The 26,402-nt window shown below is 53.8% G+C and carries 23 protein-coding genes; 6 read left to right on the forward strand and 17 right to left on the reverse strand.

Annotated elements, in window-relative coordinates:
• Window positions 1-201 precede the first annotated feature (201 nt).
• Genes ppdD through hofC form a run of 3 tightly spaced genes read left to right on the forward strand, consistent with a single transcriptional unit; the run spans window position 202 to window position 3,226 of the window.
• Window positions 202-639, forward strand: coding sequence for a prepilin peptidase-dependent pilin (gene ppdD / locus HV037_RS19745; RefSeq protein WP_016151710.1), 438 nt, complete (start codon window positions 202-204; stop codon window positions 637-639).
• Window positions 640-648: 9 nt separating this feature from the next.
• Entirely contained in the window at window positions 649-2,034 is a 1,386-nt protein-coding gene (gspE, locus tag HV037_RS19750) for a type II secretion system protein GspE (protein ID WP_049269183.1), read from the forward strand.
• On the forward strand, window positions 2,024-3,226 hold the full coding sequence (gene hofC / locus HV037_RS19755) for a protein transport protein HofC (protein WP_103283476.1): 1,203 nt from the start codon (window positions 2,024-2,026) through the stop codon (window positions 3,224-3,226). Before gspE ends, hofC begins: the two co-directional genes overlap by 11 nt.
• 55 nt (window positions 3,227-3,281) lie before the next feature.
• On the opposite strand, the gene HV037_RS19760 is transcribed toward hofC, so the two are convergent.
• Complete coding sequence (locus HV037_RS19760; protein WP_003829510.1) at window positions 3,282-4,325, reverse strand: GMP reductase; 1,044 nt, start codon at window positions 4,323-4,325, stop codon at window positions 3,282-3,284.
• Between the two features lie 225 nt (window positions 4,326-4,550).
• Between HV037_RS19760 and coaE the strand changes: the two genes are divergently transcribed.
• From coaE to yacG, 3 genes are read left to right on the forward strand one after another with little or no spacing between them, the layout of a single operon-like run.
• Window positions 4,551-5,171, forward strand: coding sequence for a dephospho-CoA kinase (coaE, locus tag HV037_RS19765; protein WP_046275369.1), 621 nt, complete (start codon window positions 4,551-4,553; stop codon window positions 5,169-5,171).
• Window positions 5,171-5,914 carry a cell division protein ZapD gene (gene zapD, locus HV037_RS19770; RefSeq protein ID WP_016151705.1) on the forward strand — a complete coding sequence of 248 codons (744 nt, stop codon included), beginning with the start codon at window positions 5,171-5,173 and terminating at the stop codon, window positions 5,912-5,914. The genes coaE and zapD overlap by 1 nt, the downstream gene beginning before the upstream one ends.
• Before the next feature lie 9 nt (window positions 5,915-5,923).
• A complete protein-coding gene (yacG, locus tag HV037_RS19775; RefSeq protein ID WP_016151704.1) occupies window positions 5,924-6,118 on the forward strand; it encodes a DNA gyrase inhibitor YacG in 195 nt (64 codons plus the stop codon).
• 88 nt (window positions 6,119-6,206) lie between these two features.
• On the opposite strand, the gene mutT is transcribed toward yacG, so the two are convergent.
• From mutT to ftsI, 16 genes are all read right to left on the reverse strand, one after another.
• On the reverse strand, window positions 6,207-6,596 hold the full coding sequence (gene mutT / locus HV037_RS19780) for an 8-oxo-dGTP diphosphatase MutT (protein WP_016155691.1): 390 nt from the start codon (window positions 6,594-6,596) through the stop codon (window positions 6,207-6,209).
• A 56-nt stretch (window positions 6,597-6,652) separates the two neighbouring features.
• Complete coding sequence (gene secA, locus HV037_RS19785) at window positions 6,653-9,358, reverse strand: preprotein translocase subunit SecA (RefSeq protein WP_016151702.1); 2,706 nt, start codon at window positions 9,356-9,358, stop codon at window positions 6,653-6,655.
• A gap of 60 nt (window positions 9,359-9,418) precedes the next feature.
• The gene (gene secM / locus HV037_RS19790; RefSeq protein ID WP_016151701.1) at window positions 9,419-9,925 is read right to left on the reverse strand and encodes a secA translation cis-regulator SecM; all 507 of its coding nucleotides are present in this window, start codon (window positions 9,923-9,925) and stop codon (window positions 9,419-9,421) included.
• Between the two features lie 285 nt (window positions 9,926-10,210).
• Entirely contained in the window at window positions 10,211-11,128 is a 918-nt protein-coding gene (gene lpxC / locus HV037_RS19795) for a UDP-3-O-acyl-N-acetylglucosamine deacetylase (protein WP_006686706.1), read from the reverse strand.
• Window positions 11,129-11,228: 100 nt separating this feature from the next.
• Window positions 11,229-12,380, reverse strand: coding sequence for a cell division protein FtsZ (ftsZ, locus tag HV037_RS19800; RefSeq protein WP_003018753.1), 1,152 nt, complete (start codon window positions 12,378-12,380; stop codon window positions 11,229-11,231).
• Window positions 12,381-12,566: 186 nt separating this feature from the next.
• A complete protein-coding gene (gene ftsA / locus HV037_RS19805) occupies window positions 12,567-13,829 on the reverse strand; it encodes a cell division protein FtsA (RefSeq protein ID WP_003018755.1) in 1,263 nt (420 codons plus the stop codon).
• A complete protein-coding gene (gene ftsQ, locus HV037_RS19810) occupies window positions 13,826-14,659 on the reverse strand; it encodes a cell division protein FtsQ (RefSeq protein ID WP_103283475.1) in 834 nt (277 codons plus the stop codon). The genes ftsA and ftsQ overlap by 4 nt, the downstream gene beginning before the upstream one ends.
• A gap of 1 nt (window position 14,660) precedes the next feature.
• Window positions 14,661-15,581, reverse strand: coding sequence for a D-alanine--D-alanine ligase (locus HV037_RS19815; protein WP_049269172.1), 921 nt, complete (start codon window positions 15,579-15,581; stop codon window positions 14,661-14,663).
• A complete protein-coding gene (murC, locus tag HV037_RS19820) occupies window positions 15,574-17,049 on the reverse strand; it encodes a UDP-N-acetylmuramate--L-alanine ligase (protein ID WP_016151698.1) in 1,476 nt (491 codons plus the stop codon). Before murC ends, HV037_RS19815 begins: the two co-directional genes overlap by 8 nt.
• A gap of 51 nt (window positions 17,050-17,100) precedes the next feature.
• Entirely contained in the window at window positions 17,101-18,168 is a 1,068-nt protein-coding gene (murG, locus tag HV037_RS19825; RefSeq protein WP_049281563.1) for an undecaprenyldiphospho-muramoylpentapeptide beta-N-acetylglucosaminyltransferase, read from the reverse strand.
• Window positions 18,165-19,409: a cell division protein FtsW gene (gene ftsW, locus HV037_RS19830; protein ID WP_016151696.1), complete on the reverse strand. Its 1,245-nt coding sequence runs from the start codon at window positions 19,407-19,409 to the stop codon at window positions 18,165-18,167. Before ftsW ends, murG begins: the two co-directional genes overlap by 4 nt.
• Entirely contained in the window at window positions 19,409-20,725 is a 1,317-nt protein-coding gene (gene murD / locus HV037_RS19835; protein ID WP_047417193.1) for a UDP-N-acetylmuramoyl-L-alanine--D-glutamate ligase, read from the reverse strand. The genes ftsW and murD overlap by 1 nt, the downstream gene beginning before the upstream one ends.
• Window positions 20,726-20,727: 2 nt before the next feature.
• Complete coding sequence (gene mraY / locus HV037_RS19840; RefSeq protein ID WP_016151694.1) at window positions 20,728-21,810, reverse strand: phospho-N-acetylmuramoyl-pentapeptide-transferase; 1,083 nt, start codon at window positions 21,808-21,810, stop codon at window positions 20,728-20,730.
• On the reverse strand, window positions 21,804-23,162 hold the full coding sequence (murF, locus tag HV037_RS19845) for a UDP-N-acetylmuramoyl-tripeptide--D-alanyl-D-alanine ligase (RefSeq protein WP_019078371.1): 1,359 nt from the start codon (window positions 23,160-23,162) through the stop codon (window positions 21,804-21,806). Before murF ends, mraY begins: the two co-directional genes overlap by 7 nt.
• On the reverse strand, window positions 23,159-24,646 hold the full coding sequence (gene murE, locus HV037_RS19850; RefSeq protein WP_103283474.1) for a UDP-N-acetylmuramoyl-L-alanyl-D-glutamate--2,6-diaminopimelate ligase: 1,488 nt from the start codon (window positions 24,644-24,646) through the stop codon (window positions 23,159-23,161). Before murE ends, murF begins: the two co-directional genes overlap by 4 nt.
• Window positions 24,633-26,399, reverse strand: a complete 1,767-nt coding sequence (gene ftsI / locus HV037_RS19855) for a peptidoglycan glycosyltransferase FtsI (RefSeq protein ID WP_103283473.1) — start codon at window positions 26,397-26,399, stop codon at window positions 24,633-24,635. The genes murE and ftsI overlap by 14 nt, the downstream gene beginning before the upstream one ends.
• Between the last annotated feature and the right edge of the window lie 3 nt (window positions 26,400-26,402).

Here is a 26,402-nt window from a genome sequence, read left to right on the forward strand (position 1 = left end):
CCATCACGCCGGTTTTTCTATCGGCCGGATAAGCGTTTACGCCGCCATACGGCTGTTTCTTCGAGCCTCTTCGCAAATACGTTGTCTGACTCTGTAATTTCATAAAAATCCTCGGAACCCGCCTTCCCGTTCTGTTTTTTGCCTCTCGCCGTGACCCCGAGCGTTTGCCAAAGTAGCGCCAGCTAACTCAAGGAGCGAACGATGGACAAGCAACGAGGCTTCACACTTATCGAACTCATGGTGGTCATTGGCATTATTGCCATCCTTAGCGCCATCGGTATTCCGGCTTATCAAAACTATCTGCGCAAAGCCGCGTTAACAGACATGCTGCAAACCTTTGTTCCCTATCGCACGGCGGTTGAGCTCTGTGCGCTGGAGCATGGCGGAACAACAACCTGTGATGCCGGAACGAATGGCATCCCTTCTCCAGCCACCACCCGTTATGTCTCCGCCATGAGCGTTGAAAAAGGAGTGGTCAGCCTCAGCGGACAAGAAAGCCTGAACGGGTTAAGCATCACCATGACGCCGGGTTGGGACAATGCCAACGGTATTACCGGCTGGAGCCGTAACTGCGTTATCCAGAATGACAGCGCATTGCAACAGGCCTGTGAAGACGTTTTCCGTTTCGATATTAATTAAGGAAAAGAGATGAATACCACCCAACTTACGGCGCTGTGCCAACGTCATCAGGGAATATTACTGGATGCAGACAATGAAGTGGTGCACATCGCCGTCGTGGACGCTCCATCCCACGAATTGCTGGACGCACTGCATTTTGCCACCACCCGACGTATCGACATCGTCTGCTGGACGCGTCAACAAATGGAAGGCCACACGCATACGCCACAGAAAATGCTCCCGGCAGTGGTCACGAAAAGCAGCGCCAGCGCAGCAGATTTGCTGAATCAGACGTTTCAATCCGCGCTGGTGCAACGGGCTTCTGATATTCATTTTGAACCAGCGGAAAATCACTATCGAATCAGATTACGTGTGGATGGCGTACTGCATGCTTTACCGGACGTCACGACCGAGATGGGTATCGCCATCACTGCCAGACTAAAAGTTTTAGGCAGTCTGGATATTGCCGAGCACCGACTTGCGCAAGACGGCCAATTTACCGTTGAGATTTCAGGAGAGCCGGTCTCGTTTCGCATCGCCACCTTGCCCTGTCGCTTTGGCGAAAAAGTGGTGCTACGGCTACTGCATCAGGTCGATCAAGCGCTGGAAATCACCGCGCTGGGAATGCAGGACGCGCAGCTGGCAGCATTTTCACAAGCGTTGCAGCAGCCTCAGGGGCTGATTCTGGTCACCGGACCGACCGGAAGCGGTAAAACGGTCACGCTGTACAGTGCGCTGCAGACCCGAAACACTCCGGACGTTAACCTCTGTAGCGTGGAAGATCCAGTAGAGATCCCGATCGCAGGTCTTAACCAGACACAAATTCATCCACGTGCCGGTCTCACTTTTCAGGGAGTATTGCGCGCGCTGCTGCGCCAGGATCCCGACATTATCATGGTGGGTGAAATCCGTGATGGCGAAACGGCTGAAATAGCCCTTAAAGCCGCACAAACCGGTCATCTGGTTCTATCAACACTACATACCAATTCCACCACAGAAACACTAATACGCTTGCAGCAAATGGGGGTTGCACGCTGGATGATCGCCTCCGCGCTGACGCTCGTTATTGCGCAGCGGTTGGTGAGAAAATTGTGTCCCCATTGCCGACAACGCCTGGAAACGCCGATCATGCTCCCGGAAGCGATCTGGCCTACGCCACTGCCTCGTTGGCAGGCTCCGGGCTGCCAACATTGCTATCACGGATTTTATGGCCGTACGGCATTGTTTGAAGTTCTCCCCGTGACACCTGCATTGCGCCAGAGCATCGCCAACGGTACGTCCGTAGACGGAGTGGAATCGAATGCTCAGCAACTGGGGATGAGCACGCTTTTCGAAAATGGTTGCAAGGCCGTCGAACAAGGGTTAACAACATTTGAAGAGTTGGTACGCGTACTGGGCATGCCCCATGTCAGCTAAACTGCTTTGGCGCTGGCAAGGTATTAGCAACGAAGGTAATCCACTGGAAGGCGTACTTTGGGCCGATACCCGCCCCTCATTGATGCTTGCTCTCGAGCAACGGCATATCACGCCGCTGCGCATTAATCGTATGCGTGTCAAAGCCTCACACTGGAGCCGTGAAAAAAGCGCTGAAACCATACATCAACTGGCGACGTTGCTGAAAGCAGGGCTAACACTCTCGGCAAGTTTAGCTTTGCTGGCTGAACAGCATCCCAGCAGCCAATGGCAAGCGCTACTGCGTACGCTGGCTCACGATATGGAACAGGGTATTTCTCTCTCCACATCGCTATCTCAGTGGCAACACGTTTTTCCGCCTCTTTATCTGGCAATGATCCGTACCGGAGAGCTTACGGGTAAGCTGGACGACTGCTGCTTTGAACTCGCCCGCCAGCAGAAGAATCAACAGCAGCTGGCGGATAAAGTTAAAAAAGCCCTACGCTATCCGATATTCATCATCACGATGGCAGTGATGGTGGTATTCGCGATGCTGCAGTTTGTACTCCCTGAGTTTGCCGCCATTTACCAGACGTTTAACACCCCGCTACCAGTACTCACTCAGCGGATTATCGCCATCGCGCATTTTAGCAGCCAATGGGGATGGCTGGTGGGAGCATTCATCCTGATAGCGGTTGCAGCATATCACCTGATGAAGCAGCAGCCATACTGGCTCACTCTGCGCCAGAAATTGCTGCTCGGCTTCCCGGTCATAGGGCCGATGGTGAGAGGGCAAAAACTCACGCAGATCTTCACTGTTCTGGCGTTAACGCAAAATGCAGGTATTCCTTTTCTGCAAGGTCTTGAGAGCGTCACTGAAACGCTGGCCAACCCTTTCTGGTCACAACGCTTAGCGCAGGTACATCAAGATATCAGCGCCGGAAAACCGGTCTGGTTAGCGCTAAAAAATTGCGGTGAATTCAGCCCATTGTGCATACAGTTGGTCAGAACAGGTGAGGCTTCCGGCTCGCTGGATACAATGCTGCGTAATCTCGCCCATCACCACGGCGAGAAAACATTGTCTCAGGCAGAGAATCTGGCTGCGCTACTCGAGCCTGCGTTACTGGTCATTACGGGGCTGATAATCGGTACGCTGGTCGTTGCGATGTATTTGCCGATTTTTCATTTAGGAGATGCGATGAGCGGGGTGGGATAAATTCAAATGCCGGATGGCGCACAGCTTATCCGGCATGTCATAGTACTACCTGTTCTTACAGGCTATTGAAAACGCGGTTTTCTTGTTCCTGTACACGAATAAACGTTGTACGTTTGGTCAGTTCTTTCAGGCGAGATGCACCGACATAGGTACAGGCAGAACGCAGGCCGCCAAGGATATCGCGTGCAGTATTATCAACCGGGCCACGCAGAGGCAACTTAACTGTTTTACCTTCCGCAGCGCGGTATTGTGCAACACCACCAACGTGACGCGTCATGGCTGATTCAGAGCTCATGCCGTAGAACAGCATGAATTTCTCACCGTTCTCTTCAACAATTTTGCCGCCGCTTTCTTCATGACCGGCCAACATACCGCCGAGCATAACGAAGTCCGCGCCACCGCCGAACGCTTTTGCCACGTCACCCGGCATTGTGCAGCCGCCGTCACTGACAATCATGCCGCCCAGACCGTGAGCTGCATCGGCACATTCAATAACCGCAGAAAGCTGTGGGTAGCCAACGCCGGTTTTTACACGTGTGGTACATACAGAACCCGGGCCAATGCCGACTTTAACAATGTCCGCGCCGGAAAGTACCAGCTCTTCACACATTTCTCCAGTAACCACATTGCCCGCACAAATTGTTTTTGTCGGCCATGCTTCACGCGCTTTCGACACAAACTGAACAAAATGCTCTGAGTAGCCATTTGCCACATCAATGCAGATAAAGTTCAGCGCCGGGTTGAGCGCCAGAATCTGTTTGGTTTTTTCGAAATCTGCGTCAGAGGTGCCGGTTGAAACCATTACGTGTTTGAGCACATCAGCAGAGCTCTCTGCGATGAAAGCAGCCCAGTCTTCAACAGAATAGTGTTTGTGTACCGCAGTCAGGATGTCGAAGGATGCCAGCGCCGTTGCCATGGCAAACGTCCCGACAGTGTCCATGTTCGCGGCAATAATGGGTACGCCGGACCAGGTCTGACCTGAGTGCTTAAAGGTAAATTGACGTTCCAGCTCAACATCGGAACGGCTTTTGAGAGTAGAACGCTTAGGGCGGATAAGAACGTCTTTGAAACCTAACTTCAGATCTTCTTCGATACGCATGTGCGGATTCCTGGGGTTAATGGCGAAAAATCGAAACTCACAACTCCAGTGACGCTATCATACGCACTAATCAATGCCGCGCAAGACTGCGAAATTCTCTTTTTTTACGCTACAATCCCATAAATTTACCTGGCGAATAGTAGGTTAATCCTGCAGCAACCTCGCCGTCGCACGCTTAACTTTTAACTGTTTGATAATCAAACTTAAACTCCAGGATCTGCATCTATGAGGTATACGGTAGCCTTAACCGGTGGCATTGGCAGTGGTAAAAGTACCGTTGCAAATGCGTTCGCAGACCTCGGAATAAACGTCATTGATGCAGATATTATTGCGCGCCAGGTGGTTGAACCCGGTACCCCAGCCCTTAAGGCGATCGAAGAACATTTTGGTACCGAAGTTATAGCTACCGACGGATCGTTGCAGCGACGCATTTTACGCGAACGCATTTTTTCCAGTCCTGAGGAGAAAAGCTGGCTGAATGCCCTGCTCCATCCGCTTATTCAGCAGGAAACGCAGCGCCAGTTTCAGCAAGCAACCTCCCCTTATCTGTTGTGGGTTGTACCTTTGCTGGTGGAAAATTCGCTGTATAAAAAAGCCAACCGCGTACTCGTGGTGGATGTTACTCCCGAGACACAGCTCAGACGCACTATGCAGCGCGATGACGTCACGCGTGAGCATGTTGAACAAATTCTTGCTGCCCAGGCAACGCGCGAAGCGCGTCTGGCCGTGGCAGACGATGTTATTGATAATAATGGCGCACCGGAGGCCATCGCCTCGGATGTCGCCCGCCTGCACGCGCTCTATCTGCAATGCGCGTTGCAGTTTGTCTCACAGGAAAAACCGTAATGCACACCCAGGTCCTTTTTGAACACCCTCTCAATGAGAAGATGCGTACATGGCTGCGCATAGAGTTTTTAATCCAACAGCTCTCCGTTAATGTACCCATAGCGGACCATGCAGGCGCACTGCATTTTTTCCGCAACATCGGGGACTTACTGGATGTCTTTGAACGCGGCGAAGTCCGTACCGAACTCCTCAAAGAGCTGGAAAGACAACAGCGTAAACTCCAGGCCTGGGTTGAAGTTCCCGGCGTCGATCAAAACAGGATCGACGCATTGCGCCAGCAGTTAAAAAGCGCGGGCAGCATACTTATTTCGGCTCCGCGTATTGGACAGACGCTGCGCGAAGATCGTCTGATTGGCCTTGTACGTCAGCGTTTAAGCATTCCTGGCGGATGCTGCAGCTTCGATCTGCCGACCCTGCATATTTGGTTACATCTACCGCAGTCGCATCGCGACGCGCAGGTTGAAACCTGGCTTGCAAGTCTGAATCCGCTCAATCAGGCACTGTCGCTGGTGCTGGATTTAATTCGCAACTCTGCGCCATTCCGTAAGCAAACCAGCTTGAATGGTTTTTATCAGGACAACGGCGAAGATGCCGATCTGCTTCGCTTGCAGCTGCCGCTTGATTCGCAGCTTTATCCGCAAATTTCTGGTCATAAGAGCCGCTTTGCTATTCGCTTTATGCCGCTGGATAGCGAGAATGGCCAGGTGCCTGAGCGTCTCGATTTTGATCTGGCGTGCTGTTAAGGAGTCAACATGTCTGAACAAACCATCGTCAACTGCCCAACCTGCGGCAAACCCGTAGTGTGGGGTGAAGTCAGCCCGTTTCGCCCATTCTGCAGCAAGCGCTGCCAGTTAATCGATCTGGGTGAGTGGGCCGCAGAAGAGAAACGTATCCCAAGCTCTGGTGATCTGTCGGAAAACGACGACTGGAGTGAAGAGCAGAAGTAATTCAGCTAAAACGTAGGGCGGGCAAGCGTAGCGACCCCGCCCTAATTTGCCGGATGGTGGGGTTGCCTAATCCGGCCTACGAACACCTTTATCCAGCAATCAGCTTTTCAATTACCGGCGCATTCGCAGGCGGAAAATCTTCTGTATTCAGAGCATCTTGCGCAATCCACTGCGCCGGTTGCCCCTCTTTCCCCCACGGTTCGCCTTCCCAGCTTTCAACCAGCCAGAACCACAGAGTGATATGCCGGTCCGGAAACTGGTACTCCAGCTTTTCGAACAGTGAGCTTTGAGTCGGCGTAATGCCTACTTCTTCCTGTAACTCGCGAATCAGCGCCTGCTCCGGCGTTTCGCCTGCTTCAATTTTCCCGCCGGGGAACTCCAGCTTATTTGCCATGTGGGCATCAGCCGCACGCTGGGTTATAAAAATTTCATGGTGCTGGTTGCGAATAATCCCGACGGCGATCTGCAGTATTTTCATCTTTATAGTCCATAAAAAAGGCGCAGAATTCTGCGCCTTTTCAGTAAGTTACTTTCTTAGCTCAGACGGCCATGGCACTGTTTGTACTTTTTCCCGGAACCGCAAGGACACGGATCGTTACGACCCACTTTACGATCGCCAGTTTGTGCTGCCAGCTCTTCTGCCGCGGCAGAATCGTCACCTTTATGGCTCAACTGCTGCATCTGCGCTAAACGTTCAGCGTCTTCACGACGTTGCTGCTCCATCGCTTCTACTTCTTCAGGCATACGTACCTGAACTTTGCTCAGGGTACTGATCACTTCGTACTTCAGTGATTCCAGCATTGATGCAAACATAGAGAAGGATTCACGCTTGTATTCCTGCTTCGGATCTTTTTGCGCATAACCACGCAGGTGGATACCCTGACGCAGGTAATCCATCGCCGCAAGGTGCTCTTTCCACAGAGAATCGAGAGTTTGCAGCATCACGCCTTTTTCGAAGTGACGCATCATCTCCGCGCCCACAACTTCTTCTTTACGCTGATAAACTTCGATGGCGTTTGCCAGAATACGTTCGCGCAGCGTTTCCTCATGCAGCTCAGGCTCTTTATCCAGCCACTCTGAAATAGGCATTTCCAGATCGAAGTCGTTTTTCAGACGTTCCTGCAGACCCGGGATATCCCACATTTCTTCCAGAGACTGCGGCGGAATATAGGCATCAATCGTCGCTTTGAAGACATCCTCACGGATGCTATTAATGGTTTCGCTAACGTCAGTTACGTCCAGCAGTTCGTTACGCTGGGTGTAGATTGCGCGACGCTGGTCATTGGCAACGTCATCATATTCCAGCAGTTGCTTACGAATATCGAAGTTGCGGCTTTCTACTTTACGCTGCGCGTTTGCAATCGCTTTTGTCACCCACGGGTGTTCAATCGCTTCACCAGGCTTCATGCCCAGTTTACGCATCATGCCGGACACGCGGTCAGAAGCAAAAATACGCATCAGCGCATCTTCCATCGACAGATAGAAACGAGAAGACCCCGCATCCCCCTGACGACCAGAACGACCACGCAGCTGGTTATCTATACGACGAGATTCGTGACGCTCGGTGCCGATAATATGTAAACCACCTGCTGCTAATACCGCATCATGGCGAACCTGCCACTCGGCTTTGATCTGCGCGATTTGTTCTGGAGTCGGGTCTTCCAGCTCGGCAATTTCCGCCTGCCAGCTACCACCCAGCACGATATCGGTACCACGACCTGCCATGTTTGTCGCGATAGTCACTGCGGACGGATAACCCGCCTGGGCGACTATTGCGGCTTCGTTGGCGTGGAACTTGGCGTTCAGAACGTTGTGTTTGATACCTGCCTTGTTCAGCTCGTTAGAAACCACTTCCGATTTTTCAATAGAGATAGTACCAACCAGCACCGGCTGGCCATTTGCGGTACGCTCTTTAATATCTTCAATGATCGCCTGAATTTTTTCCGCTTCAGTCATGTACACCAGATCCGGTAAATCCTTACGGATCATCGGGCGGTTGGTCGGCACAACAACGGTATCCAGTTTGTAGATGGAGCTGAATTCAAAGGCTTCAGTGTCTGCTGTACCGGTCATACCGGCCAGTTTTTCGTACAAACGGAAGTAGTTCTGGAAGGTAATGGATGCCAGCGTCTGGTTCTCGTTTTGGATATCTACGCCTTCTTTGGCTTCAACAGCCTGGTGCAGACCATCGGACCAGCGGCGGCCCTGCATAGTACGACCGGTGTGTTCGTCGACGATGATAACTTCGCCGTCTTTCACGATATAGTCAACGTCGCGGGTAAACAACACGTGCGCGCGCAGTGCAGCAGTCACGTGGTGCATCAGCATAATGTTGCCCGGAGAGTACAGCGATTCGCCCTCATCCATGATGCCTTCGTTAACCAACAGCTCTTCAATCAGTACCAGACCACGTTCGGTCAGGTTGACCTGGCGCGCTTTCTCATCAACAGAGAAGTGGCCTTCCCCCTGGAACGTGTCGGAATCGTCCTTCTCCTGACGAATCAGGTGCGGGATGATTTTGTTCACTTTTTTATACATTTCCGAGCTGTCTTCAGCCGGACCGGAAATGATCAGCGGCGTACGCGCTTCATCGATCAGGATGGAGTCGACTTCATCGACCAGCGCATAGTGCAGTTTACGCTGAACGCGCTCTTCCGGGCTAAACGCCATGTTGTCGCGCAGGTAGTCAAAGCCGTATTCGTTGTTGGTACCGTAAGTAATATCGGCATTGTAGGCTTCACGCTTGGCTGGCGCAGGCAGGCCAGACATGTTGATACCCACGGTCATGCCGAGGAATTCAAACAGCGGGCGGTTATTTTCGGCGTCACGCTGAGCCAGGTAGTCGTTCACGGTAACCACGTGTACACCCTTCCCGCTTAAGGCGTTCAGGTAGGCTGGCAGCGTTGCGGTAAGGGTTTTACCTTCACCGGTACGCATTTCCGCGATGCAGCGATCGTTAAGCACCATACCACCCAGCAGCTGTACGTCGAAATGACGCATGCCGAACACACGCTTACTCGCTTCGCGGACCACCGCGAACGCTTCCGGGATCAGGCTTTCAACGCTGGCGCCTTTTTCCAGACGGGCGCGGAATTCAGCGGTCTTCGCTTTCAGTTCATCATCGGAGAGTTTTTCCATCTCCGGTTCCATTGCATTGATGACATTGACCACTTTACGCATACGACGCAGCGTACGCTCGTTACGGCTACCGAATACTTTTGTTAATAATTTGATTAGCATAATAAAATCTCAAACGCCCCGCGGTGCGGAGTCAAAAATTATAAGTTGGAAGGTTCTTTTTTAGCTGAGGCGTTGAGGGCCAGCACGGATACCCTGCAGCTGGCTGATCCAGACCGGAACGCTAAATGCGGCCTGAGAGGTAAAATGAGCATATGTCACGCGACTCACGGCCGCGGGCGGTCTGCCTTCTTGCGTCAGCATCGCGCTGAGCGTATTCAGTAACGCAAGATGGTGCGCCTGGATTGGCAACGGCTCTTCGGCAACAGGCAGCGCCTGAGGAGCCATAGCAAAAGAAAGATGGCGAATGACTGTACGAATGGCATGCTGATGCCAGTAGTCAACGGTAAAATTCGGGCGGCGATTGGTCGCCTCCAGCAAAGCAAGCTGGCTAAAGTTAACTTTGGCAGATTGATCGTGATTGCTGGCGGTCGCCTTCGCGGGAGTATTAGGTTCAGCAGCATTACCGAGCGCAGGCAGGCCAAAACTAGCCGCGACCATCCCCAACAGGAGATGCGGCCAGAAGTACCGTCTGCCTAACTGTCGCCAACGCGTCAGTATTCCACTCACGTTATTGCCACCTGATATACCCTGCGTTTGGGGTTACAAATGCAAAACCATTTTTTTGCGCATAAATATTACCATTAAAGCGTACGCTCCACAGCAGTAATGACAGCAAGTCGCGGGTAAATATGCTTAAGAAAGCAGCGATCGAACGGTGTTTTAATCTGTCGGTGGGAAAAAAGTCGCTTCAGATAAGGTGGTTTTGCAATCGAAAGATAAAAAAACGACTGGCTCACCTGGCCGGAGAGAGTGCCAGATTTACCAGTCGAATTTATGCGACAGCGTATGTCGTTATGCCAGTACAGTCGAAGGTGCTTTGAACGCCAACGGCAGTTCTGCATCGTCCTGGAAGGTCACATATTCCCAGGCTTCCTGTTTTGCCAGGACTGCCTGCAATAGTTTGTTATTCAGTGCATGACCGGATTTATACGCGGTGAATGCACCAATAATGTTGTGACCACACATGAACAAGTCACCAATCGCGTCGAGCATTTTGTGACGAACGAATTCGTCTTCAAAACGCAGGCCGTCTTCGTTCAATACGCGATAATCGTCAACAACGATGGCACAATCGAAGCTGCCGCCCAGACACAGGCCGCGGGACTGCAGATATTCGATATCACGCATGAAGCCGAAAGTACGCGCGCGGCTGATCTGGCGCATGAACGCATCCGCAGAGAAGTTCATCGCGTAGCGCTGCGTGCTGGAGTCGATCGCCGGATGGTTAAAGTCGATGGTGAAATCCAACGTAAAACCATTATACGGCTTAAACTCAGCCCACTTATCGCCATCTTCGACACGAACGGTCTCTTTGATGCGAACAAATTTTTTGGCGCTGCTCAGTTCTTCAATACCTGCATCAAGCAGCAGGTAAACGAACGGAGCGGCACTGCCATCCATAATCGGGATTTCCGGGGCATTAACTTCAATAACGATGTTATCGATACCTAAGCCCGCCAGAGCAGCATTAAGGTGCTCTACGGTTGAAATCCGCACATCATGCTCATTGACCAGACACGTACAGAGCATGGTATCACGCACAGATTTGGCATCGGCCGGGAAATCTACCGGAGGATTCAAGTCGGTGCGACGATAGATGACCCCGGTGTTGGCCGGCGCAGGGCGTAATGTCAGGGTGACTTTTTTGCCGGTATGCAAACCGACGCCAGTCGCCTGAACGATACGTTTAAGAGTCCTTTGTTTGATCATCGTATAATCTCGCCAAATTACCTATCCAACCGAAGTGTACTATACATTCGGTGGGCCAGTTTAGCACAAAGAGCCACAATTCCCAAATTCCAGCTAATTCTTAATCAGCTTGCTTACGCAGGAATGCAGGGATATCCAGATAATCCGGCTCTTTCGTGGTTTGCGGCGTATTGTCGTTAACCACTTTCGCTACCGGTTTCTGCTCTTGCGTCAACGGCGCCATACCGTGCTGCTGGTAACGATCCATTACCGGCTGCTGTACCTGTTTGTTGGTCACCAGAGTGATTTCAGGACGCTTGTCCATACCAATTCCAGTCGCAACAACGGTCACGCGCAGTTCGTCGTTCATATCCGGGTCCAGAGAGGTACCGATAACCACAGTTGCGTTATCCGATGCAAAGGCACGAATCGTGTTACCCACGGTTTCGAACTCATCCAGACGCAGGTCGAAGCCCGCAGTAATGTTAACCAGCACGCCGCGTGCGCCGGACAGATCGATATCTTCCAGCAGCGGAGAAGAGATAGCCATTTCAGCCGCTTCTTCTGCACGGTCTTCACCGCTCGCCACGCCAGAACCCATCATCGCGTAGCCCATTTCGGACATCACGGTGCGCACGTCTGCAAAGTCGACGTTCATCAGGCCTGGACGAGTAATCAGTTCAGCGATACCCTGGACTGCGCCTTTCAGCACGTCGTTCGCTGCGCCAAATGCATCCAGCAGGGAGATACCACGGCCCAGTACTTTCAGCAGCTTGTCGTTCGGGATAGTGATCAGAGAGTCCACGTGTTTGGACAGTTCGGTGATACCCTGCTCCGCGAATGCCATACGCTTCTTGCCTTCAAAGTTGAAAGGCTTAGTCACGACAGCAACGGTCAGAATACCTAAATCTTTTGCGACTTCAGCTACCACTGGCGCTGCACCGGTACCGGTACCGCCGCCCATGCCAGCTGCGATAAACACCATGTCTGCGCCGTCAAGCGCTGCGCGCAGAGCTTCGCGATCTTCGTCTGCCGCATTACGACCGACTTCCGGGTTTGCACCCGCGCCCAGACCTTTGGTGATGCCGCTACCAATCTGAATGGTCTGTCCAACCGCCGTTTTACGCAACGCCTGAGCGTCGGTATTCACCGCGAAGAATTCAACACCTTCGATGCGCTCACGCACCATGTGTTCAACGGCATTACCGCCGCCGCCACCGACGCCGATGACTTTAATCACCGCGTCGTTGGTTAGTTCCATAGGTTCAAACATAGTTTCTCTCTCCGTTTTACACTTCATCCTTCAAGCCGCCTCTTTGTTGGCTGCCTTCACTCACTCCCGTGACATAGTAAACTATGCTCCAGGAGATTCGCTCAGTTGCCGCCGCGATGCAACTTGAATGACTTTGTGTAGTGCCTGTCGCCTGAGACCGTTAATTTGCGTCGGTCTCTTTAAAAATTAAAACTCTTTACGTAACCAGCTATTCAGTCGCTTGATCCACGATCCGACCGAGGCAGTTACGCGCTTTTCCACTTCAGCCTCACCACTTAAATGGGATTCTTTCCCGTAGTGCAGCAGCCCCACCGCCGTTGAATAATACGGCTCCTGGGCATAATCCGTCAGACCGGTAATATTCAGCGGTGCGCCAATACGTACTTGTGTATGGAACACGCGCTGTGCGCAGGCCGCAAGACCTTCAATTTGCGCAGCACCGCCGGTTAACACAATCCCCGCCGCCAGATGATGTTTCACACCCTGTTGGCGAAGCTGTTCTTGTAATTGCAAAATTTCTTCGTTTACCAGGTTGAGCAGCTCGGTATAACGCGGCTCAATGACCTCTGCCAGAGTCTGACGTTGCAGGCTACGCGGCGGACGACCACCAACGCTTGGCACTTCAACGCTCTCGTCTTTACCCACGATGGAACCCAGTGCGCAGCCATGACGCACTTTGATGGCTTCAGCATCGCTCGGCGGCGTACCAAAGGCATACGCGATATCGCTGGTCACGACATTCCCTGCATAAGGGATAACTTTAGTGTGACGCAACGCCCCGCCAGTATAAACGGCGATGTCCATTGTACCACCACCAATATCCACCACGCAGACACCCAGTTCACGTTCATCTTCCGTCAATACGGAATAACTGGCTGCCAACCCGGCAAAAATCAGTTGGTCAACTTTCAGACCACAACGTTCAACGGCTTTGACAATATTCTTCGCCATGTCGTTGTGGCAGGTAATAAGATGGACTTTTGCCTGCATACGCACACCGGAAAGACCGACCGGATTTTTGATACCTTCCTGGTAGTCGATGGCGTATTCCTGCGGAATGACGTGCAGAACACGATGTTCATCGCGAACGCGTACGGATTTTGCCGTATGTACCACGTTTTCCACATCTTCCTGCGTCACTTCCTCTTCGGAAATGGGCACCATACCAATTTCATTCTGACAGCTAATATGTTTACCGGAAAGCGCCAGATACACTGAAGAGATCTGGCAATCTGCCATCAGTTCAGCCTGGTCAATGGCGCGCTGTACGCACTTCACCACTGACTCAAGGTCATTCACCCCGCCTTTATCCATACCTCGCGATGGGCAACTGCCCACGCCAATGATATTGACCATACCGTCGGGCAGAACTTCCCCTACTAAAGCGGCTACCTTCGCGGTGCCAATCTCCAGTCCAACTACCAGTTTTCTGTCCGTCGCCTTGATCATTGTTGTTCTGCCTGTGCCTGATTCTGTTGCTGATTAGATTCCTCAGGAGGCAAGGGAACCCAGCCTACTGCCGCTCCTGAGTCATAACGCAAATCAACGTAGCTAATCCGTTTGCCATCGGTTTGCGCCTGCTGCTGTAAAACCGGGTAGAGTTCCACAAAGCGAGCCAAACGTTTTATCGTATCGCCCCTGCCCAGATTCAGCTTAATATCGTTATTCAGCGTCAACTGCCAGGAACGACGAGCGGTCATTGCCGCTTCCTTCAGGGTGAATCTGTCCTTAGCCAGCACCTGCCCCATATCGCGGAACCCTTGCAGCACTTCACTTGCGCTGCCTTCCGGTCCGTACAACATAGGTAATACCTGCTTATTGGCCCGACCGGTTGGGACACTGAAGGTATTTCCTTCAGCATCCACCATATGTTGGTCATTCCAACGCGCTATTGGCACATATTCAACCAGATGAATCTTCAATTCATCAGGCCATTGCTTTCTGACGCTCGCCTGTTTGATCCAGGGGAGGCGTTCAATCTGACTCTGGATGATGTTCACATCCTGAGTCATAAATGTTCCCGGAGCGCCCAGCGCCAGGATGAACTGACGGATATCATCATTGCGCGTGTAATGCCGTTCACCGGTTAACACCAGTTTTGACAATGGCAGGCGCTGCGCATCTTCCATCCATCCCAACACTACCCAGCCGCTGACAAACACGGTGCACAGCACTGTCAGCAGGAACAGTATTCCTGCAAGACGCGTTCCATTATTGCGGCGTGAGGAGTTTGCTTCTTCTTCATCACCGTTTCGCGTGTTCAGCGCAGCCTGCGACATATCAGTCCGCCAACTCCAGAATTCTTACCACCAACTGCGAGAAGCTCAGGCCCGCCTGACGCGCCGCCATCGGCACCAGGCTGTGGCTGGTCATACCCGGAGAGGTATTCGCTTCCAGCAGATAAAACTGGCCATCGCTGTCCAGCATGACGTCAATGCGACCCCAACCTTTACAGCCCAATGCAGTCCACGCTTTCAGGACTAATTCCTGTAAAAAGGCTTCTTGTTCGACTTCCAGACCAGCAGGGCAGAAATATTGTGTCTCATCAGAGAGATACTTCGCCTCATAATCATAGAAGGTTCCCGCGGGTTGGATACGTATTGACGGTAAAATTTCTTCGCCAAGTATCGCAACTGTAAATTCCGGGCCACTGAGCCATTTTTCAATCAGTACTTCTTCATCATGCTGAAAAGCCAATGCTAATGCACCCTGCAAAGCATTTTCTTCTTCAACTTTTGACATCCCTACGCTGGAACCTTCACGGCTTGGCTTTACAATCAGCGGCAAGCCTAACGCAGAAATTTTTGTAACTGCTTCATCGCTAAGACCTTTTTCGAACTCAGCGCGGGTCAGCGCAACCCATGGGGCGACGGGTAAACCTGCTCCCTGCCACAGCAGCTTGCTGCGCAGTTTGTCCATGGAAATCGCGGAAGCCATGACGCCGCTGCCGGTATACGGCAGGCCAATCAGCTCCAGCATGCCCTGCAATGTGCCATCTTCACCGCCACGACCATGCAGCGCAATAAACACCTTCTGAAACCCCATAGATTTCAGAAGAGTGACATCGACCTCTTTAGGGTCAACCGGATGGGCATCTACACCACCTTCGCGTAACCCTGCCAATACGGCCGCGCCTGAATTCAGCGATACTTCACGCTCAGCGGAGGTTCCCCCGAACAGGACCGCGATTTTATCAGCCATGTTGTTCTTCCTCCGGGTTTTGCGGCTTCAGTTTGATTTCAGCTAAGGAACGCGCGATTTTGCCGATATTTCCAGCGCCTTGCACCAAAATCAGATCGTTGCCGGTTAATACGGGTGCCAACATTTCTGCCACCTGGGCCGGGTCGGATACCAGAATCGGATCGATCTTACCGCGGCCACGAATCGTACGGCACAACGAACGGCTATCGGCACCCGGAATCGCGGCTTCGCCCGCGGCATACACATCCAGCATCAACAGCGCATCGACCTGGGTCAGCACGTTAGCAAAGTCGTCGTACAGATCGCGTGTACGCGTAAACCGGTGCGGCTGGAACAGCATCACCAGGTTTTTGTCCGGCCATCCCGCGCGCGCGGCTTTAATCGTGGCGTCCACTTCCGTTGGGTGGTGGCCATAGTCATCAACCAGCATCGCGGTCCCGGCTTTACCGTTCACCGGCTCAAGCGGGAATTCGCCGAGGAAGTCAAAACGACGTCCGGTACCCTGGAAACTTTCCAGCGCGCGCAGAATAGCGTCGTCTTCAATACCTTCTTCCGTCGCGACCGCCACTGCTGCCGCCGCGTTCAGTGCATTGTGACGACCAGGCGCGTTTAACGTAACACGTAAATCGGCCATCCCCTGACGCACCAGCGTGAAGTGTCCTTGTGGACCAATCTGCTGGTAATCTTCAACGCGCACATCGGCATCATCACTGAAACCATAGGTTGTGGTTTGACGGCCAACTCGCGGTAACAGTTCGCGGATCACCGGATCGTCAACGCACATCACCGCACGCCCATAAAACGGCAAGTTATGCAGGAAATTAATAAACGTCTGCTTTAAATTTTCGAAGTCGCCATGGTAGGTATCCATGTGGTCGGCTTCGATATTGGTGACAATCGCCACCATCGGCTGCAAATGCAGGAACGACGCGTCGCTCTCGTCCGCTTCAGCAATCAAATAACGGCTATGACCCAGGCGCGCATGCACGCCTGCAGCCTTCACCAGACCGCCGTTGACAAAAGTGGGATCCAGACCCGCTTCCGCGTAGATGCTGGAGACCATTGCCGTGGTCGTGGTTTTACCGTGCGTCCCGGCAATAGCAATACCGTGACGAAAACGCATTAACTCCGCCAGCATTTCAGCACGACGAATCACCGGAATACGTGCTTCATGCGCTGCAACAATTTCCGGGTTATCCGCAGAAATAGCGCTGGATACCACCACCACGCTCGCATCGCGCACGTTTTCCGGGCGATGGTTGAAGAAAATCGTGGCACCCAGATTCGTCAACTGCTGCGTCACAGGATTCGGCGCTAAGTCAGAACCGCTGATCTGATAACCTTCATTGGCCAAAACTTCGGCAATACCGCCCATACCAGCACCACCGATGCCGACAAAGTGAATGTGCCGAACGCGACGCATTTCGGGCACGATGGAACGCAGTTTTGCCAGTTGTTGTGTATTCATTCTTTAGCCATTAACTTCTTAGTTCATGCGATGCAAAAGGCATCACCACAATTACGCCCGGGCAGCCCGGCTCACTTCATTTGCAACGCGCTCTGTGGCATCCGGTATGGATGCGGCGCGCGCACGTTCTGCCATGGTTAATAACGTTTCTCGCGACCACCCGGCAAGGGTGCTGGCGACGGCATCCACAGTAAACTGCGGCTGCTCCAGAATTTTGGCGGCGCCCGCTTTCTCCAGCGGCAGCGCATTCCAATACTGCTGTCTGTCTTTGTGCTGGAACGGCACAAACAGCGCAGGCAAACCCGCGGCGGCAATTTCGCTCACCGTCAGCGCGCCTGAGCGACAAACCACGACATCAGCCCACGCGTAGGCCGCTGCCATATCATCAATAAACTCAGTGACCTTGTGCTGCGGTTGTCCCGCGTCGGCATACGCCTGTTCAACGGTCTGCTGCGCGCCTTTGCCGCTCTGATGCCAGATAGTCACCGCGTCGCCAAGCTTTGCGGCAACCTGCGGCATCGTCTGGTTCAGTACGCGTGCGCCCTGAGATCCCCCGACGACCAACACACGAACCGGACCTTCACGCCCGGCCAGACGCACTTTTGGCAACGGCAGCGCCAGCACGTCAGTGCGCACTGGGTTGCCCACCACTTCCGCATTCGGGAAAGCGCCAGGAAAAGCCTGCATCACCGTAGTGGCAATCTTCGCCAGCCATTTGTTAGTTAATCCCGCAATGCCGTTCTGCTCATGCAGTACAACCGGAATACCTAATGACCAGGCCGCCAGACCGCCAGGGCCAGACACGTAGCCGCCCATACCCAGCACCACATCGGGTTTAAACTGCTTCATGATGGCGCGCGCCTGACGCCAGGCATTAAAAATACGCACAGGTGCGGCAAGCAGCGCATTGACGCCTTTACCACGCAAACCGGAGATACGAATAAAGTCAATTTCAATGCCGTGTTTCGGCACTAAGTCCGCTTCCATACGATCGGCGGTGCCCAGCCAACGAACCTGCCAGCCCTGGGCCATTAAATGGTGCGCGACCGCCAGCCCCGGGAACACATGCCCGCCGGTACCGCCCGCCATCACCATTAACCGCTTCGGTTGACCACTCATCGTGCACCTCGTGTAAACGCCTGGGCTTTTTCCAGACGCGTTTCATAATCAATACGTAACAAAAACATGATGGCCGTCGACATAATCAACAAACTTGAACCACCATAACTGATCAGCGGCAGCGTCAGACCTTTGGTTGGCAGCATACCCGCCGCCGCACCGACGTTTACCAGTGCCTGGAAGCTAAACCAGATCCCGATAGAGCAGGCTAAAAAGCCTGAAAAACGGTGGTCAATTTCCAACGCCTTACGGCCAATCGACATCGCGCGAAAAGCGACGAAGAATACCATTAAAAGTGCCAATACCACACCGATATAACCCAGCTCTTCCCCAATGATGGCGAAGATGAAGTCGGTGTGCGCTTCTGGTAAATACTCCAGTTTTTGGACTGAATTACCTAAGCCCTGCCCCCAAACCTCACCGCGACCAAAGGCCATCAGGGATTGCGTCAGCTGGTAGCCACTGCCGAACGGATCTTCCCATGGGTTCCAGAAGGAGGTTACGCGGCGAATACGATACGGTTCGGCAAGGATCAGCAGCACAACTGCCGAAATACCCATGCCGATGATGGCAATGAACTGCCACAGTTTTGCTCCGGCGAGAAACAGCATCGCCAGGGTAGTGACAAACAGCACCACCACCGTACCAAGGTCAGGCTGTGCCAGCAGTAAAATAGCCAGCACCAGGATCACGCCCATCGGTTTTAAGAAACCGCGCAGGTTGTTACGCACTTCATCAACTTTACGCACCAGGTAGTTGGCGAGGTAACAGAACAGCGACAGCTTGGTAAATTCCGCAGGCTGAATACGCAGCGGCCCCAGCGCAATCCAGCGCGACGCCCCGTTAACGGAGCTACCCACCACCAGCACAATCAGCAGCATGATGATCGAGGCTATCAGCATCGTCGTACTGTACTTTTGCCAGAACTCCATCGGCAGACGCAGCGTCACCATTGCCAGACAGAAGGCGAGGAAGATGTACAGTGCGTCACGCTTAGCAAACAGGAAAGGATCGCCCGCCAGACGTTGTCCTACGGGCATCGATGCCGATGTCACCATCACAAAACCGATCGCTGCCAGACCAAAGGTCAACCACAGCAGCATGCGGTCATACATGATCAGGCTGTCCGCGTCTTTATCACGCGAAGCCATCACCCAGCCTTTAAGTGCCGCGAAGACCCACGCCAGGATACCCAGTCCCGGTAAGCGCGGCATTCTCAGACGAGGGAGAGATAAGCGCATCAACCCAACTCCTTCGCCAGGCGGGTAAAGACGTCACCGCGTTGCTCAAAGTTCTTGAACTGGTCGAGGCTGGCGCAGGCGGGCGACAGCAGCACCATATCGCCCGACTTCACGCGCGGTGCGAGCAGACGCATTGCCTGCTCCATGGTTTCAGTTTGTTCCGTAACGTCAGGTCGCAGAGCGGCAAGCTGCGCGCCATCGCGACCAAAGCAGTACAGACGAATGTTGTCGCCGGTCAGATATCGTTGCAGCGGCGTAAAGTCAGCGGATTTCCCGTCTCCCCCCAGCAACAGGTGCAACGTACCGTCCACGTGCAGGCCATTCAGCGCAGCTTCAGTGCTGCCGACGTTGGTGGCTTTAGAATCGTTAATCCAGCGCACGCCGTTGTGCTCAAGCACATTCTGGAAACGGTGCGCCAGACCGGTAAACGTGGTGAGCGCTTTCAGGCTCGACGCCCGCGGCAGACCTGCGGCATCCGCCAGCGCCAGCGCAGCCAGGGCGTTGGTATAGTTATGCTGACCGGAAAGCGTCATCTCTTTCACGTTAAGAACTTTTTCACCCTTCACTCGCAGCCAGGTTTCGCCCTGCTGACGGTTCAGGTGATAATCACCCATGTTGATACCAAAGCTCACGCAACGCTCATCCGCCCCGCGAACCGGCATGGTCAGCGCATCATCAGCGTTGACCACACACACTTTCGCGTTTTCATAGACGCGCAGTTTGGCCGCACGATACTGCTGCAAGCCAAACGGATATCTGTCCATATGGTCTTCGGTGACGTTCAAAATGGTAGCGGCTACGGCTTGTAAGCTGGAGGTCGTTTCCAGTTGGAAGCTCGACAGTTCCAGAACATACAGCTCACGTTCGTCATCCAGCAGCATCAGCGCGGGCAGGCCAATATTACCGCCAACCCCCACGTTCACACCGGCCGCTTTCGCCATCTCACCTACCAGCGTAGTGACTGTGCTTTTCCCGTTGGAACCGGTGATCGCGACGATCGGGGCTTGTGCTTCGCGACAGAACAGCTCAATGTCGCCGACAATTTCAATTCCCGCATCGGCGGCGGCGCTCAACGAAGGATGCGCCAGGGCAATACCAGGGCTGGCGACAATAAGATCAGCGGCCAGCAGCCAGTCATCATTCAGACTGCCAACATGACGCTCAACCGCTTCCGGTAATTTGTCCAGGCCCGGCGGCGTCGCGCGGGTATCCATTACGCGCGGCGTCACGCCACGCGCCAGGAAGAAATCCACGCAGGACAGCCCGGTCAAACCCAGACCGATAATGACGACTTTTTTACCCTGGTAATCAGCCATGATTAACGTACCTTCAGCGTTGCCAGGCCAATCAGCACCAGCATCAGCGAAATAATCCAGAAGCGCACAATTACGCGCGGTTCCGGCCAGCCTTTCAGTTCATAGTGATGGTGGATCGGCGCCATACGGAAGATGCGCTGTCCGCGCAGCTTAAAGGAGCCAACCTGCAAAATGACCGACAGTGTTTCTACGACGAATACACCGCCCATGATCACCAGCAGGAACTCCTGACGCAGCAGCACGGCAATAATGCCCAGCGCGCCGCCCAGCGCCAGCGATCCGACGTCGCCCATAAAGACCTGCGCCGGATAGGTGTTAAACCACAAGAAGCCTAACCCCGCACCGACAATTGCCGTACAAACGATCACCAATTCGCCGGCATGACGTAAATAGGGAATATGTAGATAGTTGGCGAAGTTCATGTTACCGGTCGCCCACGCTACCAACGCAAAACCTGCGGCCACAAAGACGGTCGGCATAATCGCCAGACCATCCAGACCATCGGTGAGGTTGACCGCGTTGCCAGTACCCACAATCACGAAGTACGCCAGCAGCACGTAGAACAGCCCCAACTGGGGCATCACGTCTTTAAAGAACGGCACCACCAGCTCAGTGGCCGGGGTATCTTTACCAGCCAGATACAGGGCAAAGGCCACGCCCAGCGCAATCACCGACATCCAGAAGTATTTCCAGCGCGCGATCAGGCCCTTGGTGTCTTTGCGTACCACTTTGCGGTAGTCATCGACAAAACCGATAATGCCGTAACCGACCAATACCACCAGCACGCACCATACGTACGGGTTCGACGGGTATGCCCACAGCAGTACGGAGATAACAATCGCGGTGAGGATCATAATCCCGCCCATGGTCGGCGTACCGCGTTTACTGAAGTGTGATTCCGGACCGTCGTTACGCACGACCTGTCCAAAGGACATTTTTTGCAAGCGGGCGATCATGCGCGGGCCCATCCACAAAGAGATGAACAGCGCGGTCAGCAGGCTGACGATGGCGCGAAACGTCAGATAGGAAAAGACGTTAAAGCCGGAATAATATTTGACCAAATGTTCGGCCAGCCAAACTAACATGTCCCATTCTCCTGTAATGCGCGTACTACCTCTTCCATGGCGGCACTACGTGAACCCTTCACTAAAATCGTCATAATCTGATGTTCTGCAATCAGCGCCTTAAGATGCGCGGTCAACGCGGTTTTATCCGCAAAATGCTCACCCACACCGCTGGCATGGCTAATTGCCTGACTCAGTTTCCCTGTACTCAGCACACGGTCGATACCTGCAGCCTTCGCAGCGTCACCCACCTGCACGTGGCATGCTTCGCTTTCCGCGCCAAGCTCTGCCATATCGCCAACGACCAGCACGCGGTAGCCCGGCATTTCGGACAGCACGTTTACCGCTGCGGTCATTGACCCGACATTTGCGTTATAGGAGTCATCCAGCAGTAGCTGATTTTCTGCCAGTTGAATCGGGAACAGACGGCCCGGTACCGCTTGCAGCTCCTTCAGACCCGCTTTAATCGCTTCGTGCGTCGCGCCTACCGCCATAGAGAGCGCAGCCGCCGCCAGGGCGTTAGCAATGTTGTGACGACCCGGCAGCGGCAGCAGAACATCAATGCTTCCGGTTGGCGTTTGCAGAGAAAACTCTGTGCCGTGTGAAGTCACATGAACATTGGCCGCCGAAAAGTCGCTGTTGGCCGCATTCGGGGAGAAGCGCCAGACTTTGCGATCGCCGATAATGCTCTGCCAGTTCAGCCAGTCGTTATTGTCGGCATTCATAATGGCGATTCCGTTCGCTGGCAGGCCGGTAAAAATCTCACCTTTTGCCTTCGCAACGCCCGCCAGTGAACCAAAGCCTTCCAGATGCGCGGCCGCCAGGTTATTCACCAGCGCCGCTTCCGGACGCGTCAGGCCAACGGTCCAGGCGATTTCGCCCTGATGATTAGCGCCAAGCTCAATCACGGCATAGTCGTAATCGTTGTTTAAGCGCAACAGCGTCATCGGTACGCCGATGTCGTTATTCAGGTTGCCCGCGGTATATAAGGTGTTGCCACACTGACTCAGAATGGATGCGGTCATCTCTTTGACGGACGTTTTACCGGAAGAGCCGGTCAGCGCGACAACGCGCGCCGGAACCTGGGCGCGTACCCATGCCGCCAGTTCACCAAACGCCAGACGTGTATCTTTAACAATCAGCTGCGGCAGGTTGGTGTCCAACGGACGGCTGACCAGCAGCGCACCCGCCCCGCTCTCTTGCGCCTTGTCTGCGAAATCGTGGGCATCAAAGCGTTCGCCTTTCAGCGCGACAAACAGGCAACCCGGCGTAACTTTACGCGTATCAGTTGTCACCGCATCAAGAGTCAGATCGGCTCCTTTCAGTTCGCCGCGGAGGATCTCCGCCAGTTGGCTGAGCGTTACGCTAATCATGCGATTACTCCCAGCAGACGCGCTGCCGTAACGCGGTCAGAATAGTCGAGGCGCTGCGAGCCAACGATCTGGTAGTCTTCGTGACCTTTCCCGGCCACCAGCACCACGTCGTTTTCTTTCGCCTGCATAATGGCGTTTGTCACAGCCTCTGCGCGACCTTCCATCACTTTCGCCTGTCCGGCATCCAGCATACCCGCCAGAATGTCGTTAATAATGGTGCGCGGCTCTTCGGTACGCGGGTTGTCATCGGTCACCACGACAACATCAGCAAACTGCTCGGCAATCGCGCCCATCAACGGACGTTTGCCTTTGTCGCGATCGCCGCCGCAGCCAAAGACGCACCACAGTTTGCCAGTACAGTGCAGACGTGCCGCCTGCAGCGCTTTTTCCAGCGCATCTGGCGTATGGGCATAATCAACCACAACGGTGGTTTTACCCGGCGCGCTGAACACTTCCATGCGCCCACAAACCGGCTGTAATTGTGTCGCCGTTTTCAGTAAATCAGCTAACGGATATCCCAACGCCAGCAGCGTTGCCAGCGCCAACAGCAGATTGCTGACGTTAAACGCGCCCATCAGGCGACTTTCAATTTCGCCGTCACCCCATGAGGAGGTAAAACGAATCGTTGCCCCGCTGTCATGATAATTCACGTCAATCGCCTTTAACCAACGACCGTGACAGTTCGGGTTGATGTGGTCTTCCATCGATACGGCAACCGCATCCGGAAGTTTGGCCAACCAGCGACGACCGACTTCATCATCCGCATTAACGATGGCCTGGCCGCAATGGTGCGTGGAATACAGCAGCCATTTCGCGGCTTCGTAATGTTCCATGTCGCCGTGGTAATCAAGATGGTCACGGCTTAAGTTAGTAAATACTGATGCGGCAAACTTCAGCGCCGCCACGCGATGCTGAACCAGACCGTGTGAAGACACTTCCATTGCGCCAACCGTTGCGCCTTGTGCAACCAGCCCCGCCAGCACATGCTGGACATCAACGGCTGAACCGGTGGTATTTTCCGTCGGGATCACTTTGCCCAGCAGGCCATTGCCGACTGTTCCCATCACCGCGCTGGTTTCACCAAGCAGTTGGCTCCACTGTGCCAGCAATTGGGTGGTGGTGGTTTTACCGTTGGTCCCGGTCACGCCGACCAGTCGCATTTTTTCAGAAGGCTCGTGGTAAAAGCGGCCCGCCAGTGCAGATAAACGTTCGTTAAGCTGACTGAGATAGATAACTGGAACGCCGTGCATTTCACGGATTTCACCGTCAGTAGCTTCATCTTTTGCTTCTGCAATAATGGCAGCCACACCTTGCGCTATCGCCTGCGGGATATACCGACGCCCGTCCGCCTGATGACCCAATACTGCGACAAAGAGATCGCCCGATGCAGCCATACGGCTGTCGAGCGTCATCTCCCGCAGTGCTCGCTCCGGTGCACCCGGCACCCATGGAGCAAGAAGGTCGCGCAAATTACGATCTGCCACCTGTTGCCTCGCCTTGATTATTCACAAATTCATTTTTATCGCCCGTTGTCAGCGCATCCGGTTCGATGTTCATGGTGCGCAGTACGCCGCCCATGATGGCACCAAAGACCGGCGCTGAAACGGCGCCACCGTAGTATTTACCCGCCTGCGGATCGTTGATAACAACAACCAGCGCGAAGCGCGGCTGACTCGCAGGCGCAACGCCTGCGGTATAAGCAATGTATTTGTTGATGTAGCGGCCATCCGGCCCTACTTTCTTCGCCGTACCGGTTTTAATGGCGATACGATAGCCTTTAATCGCCGCCTTCACGCCGCCGCCACCGGGCAACGCCACGCTTTCCATCATGTGCACTACGGTACGCACGGTTGATTCCGGGAAGATACGCTCGCCCGGAACAGGAGGGTCAACTTTGGTGATCGACAGTGGCCGATAAACGCCATAGCTGCCGATCGTTGCATAGACTCGCGCTAACTGTAACGGCGTTACCATTAGCCCATAGCCGAAAGAGAAGGTGGCCCTCTCTATGTCAGACCACCGTTGTTTTTGAGGATATAAGCCACTGCGTTCTCCGACCAACCCCAAATTGGTCGCTTTTCCCAGCCCAAAACGTGAGTAAGTGTCTACTAACGCTGAGGACGGCATCGCTAACGCCAGCTTGGAAACACCGACGTTACTCGACTTCTGCAAAACCCCGGTGAGGGTCAATTCGCTATAACGCGCCACGTCTTTGATTTCATGGCCATTAATTCGGTAAGGGATAGTGTTAAGTACGGTATTTTCGCGAACCACGCCACGCTGCAGCGCCGTCATCACCACCATCGGTTTGACGGTGGAACCCGGTTCAAACACGTCGGTAATCGTACGGTTACGCATCGCATCCTTCGGCGTACCGGTGAGATTGTTCGGGTTGTAGGACGGGCTGTTGGCCATCGCCAGCACTTCACCGGTGTTCACATCCACCAGTACCGCACTGCCTGACTCCGCCTTGTTAAACGCCACGGCGTTATTCAGTTCACGGTAGACCAGCGCCTGTAAACGCTCATCGATACTTAGCGCAAGGTTATGCGCCGCCTGGCTGTCGGTAGAGGAAATATCCTCAATGACGCGGCCATAACGGTCTTTACGTACAATGCGTTCGCCCGGTTGCCCGGTGAGCCATTTGTCGAAGCTCTTCTCAACGCCTTCAATCCCCTGGCTGTCAACGTTAGTAAAGCCGATAAGGTGAGCGGTCACTTCTCCGGAAGGATAGTAACGGCGGGATTCTTCGCGCAGGTGAATGCCTGGCAGCTTCAGTTTTTTGATGTAGTCAGCCATGTCAGGGTTTACCTGACGCGCCAGATAGATAAAGCGCCCTTTCGGGTTGGCGTTAATGCGGGAAGCCAGTTGATCGAGCGGGAGATTCAGCGCGGTCGACAGCGCTTTCCAGCGTTCACCAACGCTTACGCCGCCTGCGTCATGCACCTCTTTTGGGTCGGCCCAAATCGCCTTAACCGGAACGCTCACCGCCAGCGGACGACCTGAACGGTCGGTAATCATCCCGCGCGATGTGGACACTTCCTGTACGCGCAGAGAGCGCATATCGCCCTGACGCACCAGCATGTCCGGCGCGATGATTTGCAGCCAGGCAACGCGCCCCAGCAGAAAACCCAGTGCCAGCAAAATACAGCCGCACAGTAACGCAAAACGCCAACTGATAAAGTTGGCTTGTTCTTCCTGGCGTTTTGGCTTGTGCGTTTTTGCCGCTGCTTTCATGCG

Source organism: Citrobacter sp. RHBSTW-00017 (genome assembly GCF_013797615.1).
Classification (GTDB): domain Bacteria; phylum Pseudomonadota; class Gammaproteobacteria; order Enterobacterales; family Enterobacteriaceae; genus Citrobacter; species Citrobacter braakii.

Excerpts from the sequence above, each read along its gene's own strand:
- ppdD (WP_016151710.1), top strand. The coding sequence starts at position 202 with ATGGACAAGCAACGAGGCTTCACACTTATCGAACTCATGGTGGTCATT.
- gspE (WP_049269183.1), top strand. The coding sequence starts at position 649 with ATGAATACCACCCAACTTACGGCGCTGTGCCAACGTCATCAGGGAATA.
- hofC (WP_103283476.1), top strand. The coding sequence starts at position 2,024 with ATGTCAGCTAAACTGCTTTGGCGCTGGCAAGGTATTAGCAACGAAGGT.
- HV037_RS19760 (WP_003829510.1), bottom strand. The coding sequence starts at position 4,325 with ATGCGTATCGAAGAAGATCTGAAGTTAGGTTTCAAAGACGTTCTTATC.
- coaE (WP_046275369.1), top strand. The coding sequence starts at position 4,551 with ATGAGGTATACGGTAGCCTTAACCGGTGGCATTGGCAGTGGTAAAAGT.
- zapD (WP_016151705.1), top strand. The coding sequence starts at position 5,171 with ATGCACACCCAGGTCCTTTTTGAACACCCTCTCAATGAGAAGATGCGT.
- yacG (WP_016151704.1), top strand. The coding sequence starts at position 5,924 with ATGTCTGAACAAACCATCGTCAACTGCCCAACCTGCGGCAAACCCGTA.
- mutT (WP_016155691.1), bottom strand. The coding sequence starts at position 6,596 with ATGAAAATACTGCAGATCGCCGTCGGGATTATTCGCAACCAGCACCAT.
- secA (WP_016151702.1), bottom strand. The coding sequence starts at position 9,358 with ATGCTAATCAAATTATTAACAAAAGTATTCGGTAGCCGTAACGAGCGT.
- lpxC (WP_006686706.1), bottom strand. The coding sequence starts at position 11,128 with ATGATCAAACAAAGGACTCTTAAACGTATCGTTCAGGCGACTGGCGTC.
- ftsZ (WP_003018753.1), bottom strand. The coding sequence starts at position 12,380 with ATGTTTGAACCTATGGAACTAACCAACGACGCGGTGATTAAAGTCATC.
- ftsA (WP_003018755.1), bottom strand. The coding sequence starts at position 13,829 with ATGATCAAGGCGACGGACAGAAAACTGGTAGTTGGACTGGAGATTGGC.
- ftsQ (WP_103283475.1), bottom strand. The coding sequence starts at position 14,659 with ATGTCGCAGGCTGCGCTGAACACGCGAAACGGTGATGAAGAAGAAGCA.
- HV037_RS19815 (WP_049269172.1), bottom strand. The coding sequence starts at position 15,581 with ATGGCTGATAAAATCGCGGTCCTGTTCGGGGGAACCTCCGCTGAGCGT.
- murC (WP_016151698.1), bottom strand. The coding sequence starts at position 17,049 with ATGAATACACAACAACTGGCAAAACTGCGTTCCATCGTGCCCGAAATG.
- murG (WP_049281563.1), bottom strand. The coding sequence starts at position 18,168 with ATGAGTGGTCAACCGAAGCGGTTAATGGTGATGGCGGGCGGTACCGGC.
- ftsW (WP_016151696.1), bottom strand. The coding sequence starts at position 19,409 with ATGCGCTTATCTCTCCCTCGTCTGAGAATGCCGCGCTTACCGGGACTG.
- murD (WP_047417193.1), bottom strand. The coding sequence starts at position 20,725 with ATGGCTGATTACCAGGGTAAAAAAGTCGTCATTATCGGTCTGGGTTTG.
- mraY (WP_016151694.1), bottom strand. The coding sequence starts at position 21,810 with ATGTTAGTTTGGCTGGCCGAACATTTGGTCAAATATTATTCCGGCTTT.
- murF (WP_019078371.1), bottom strand. The coding sequence starts at position 23,162 with ATGATTAGCGTAACGCTCAGCCAACTGGCGGAGATCCTCCGCGGCGAA.
- ftsI (WP_103283473.1), bottom strand. The coding sequence starts at position 26,399 with ATGAAAGCAGCGGCAAAAACGCACAAGCCAAAACGCCAGGAAGAACAA.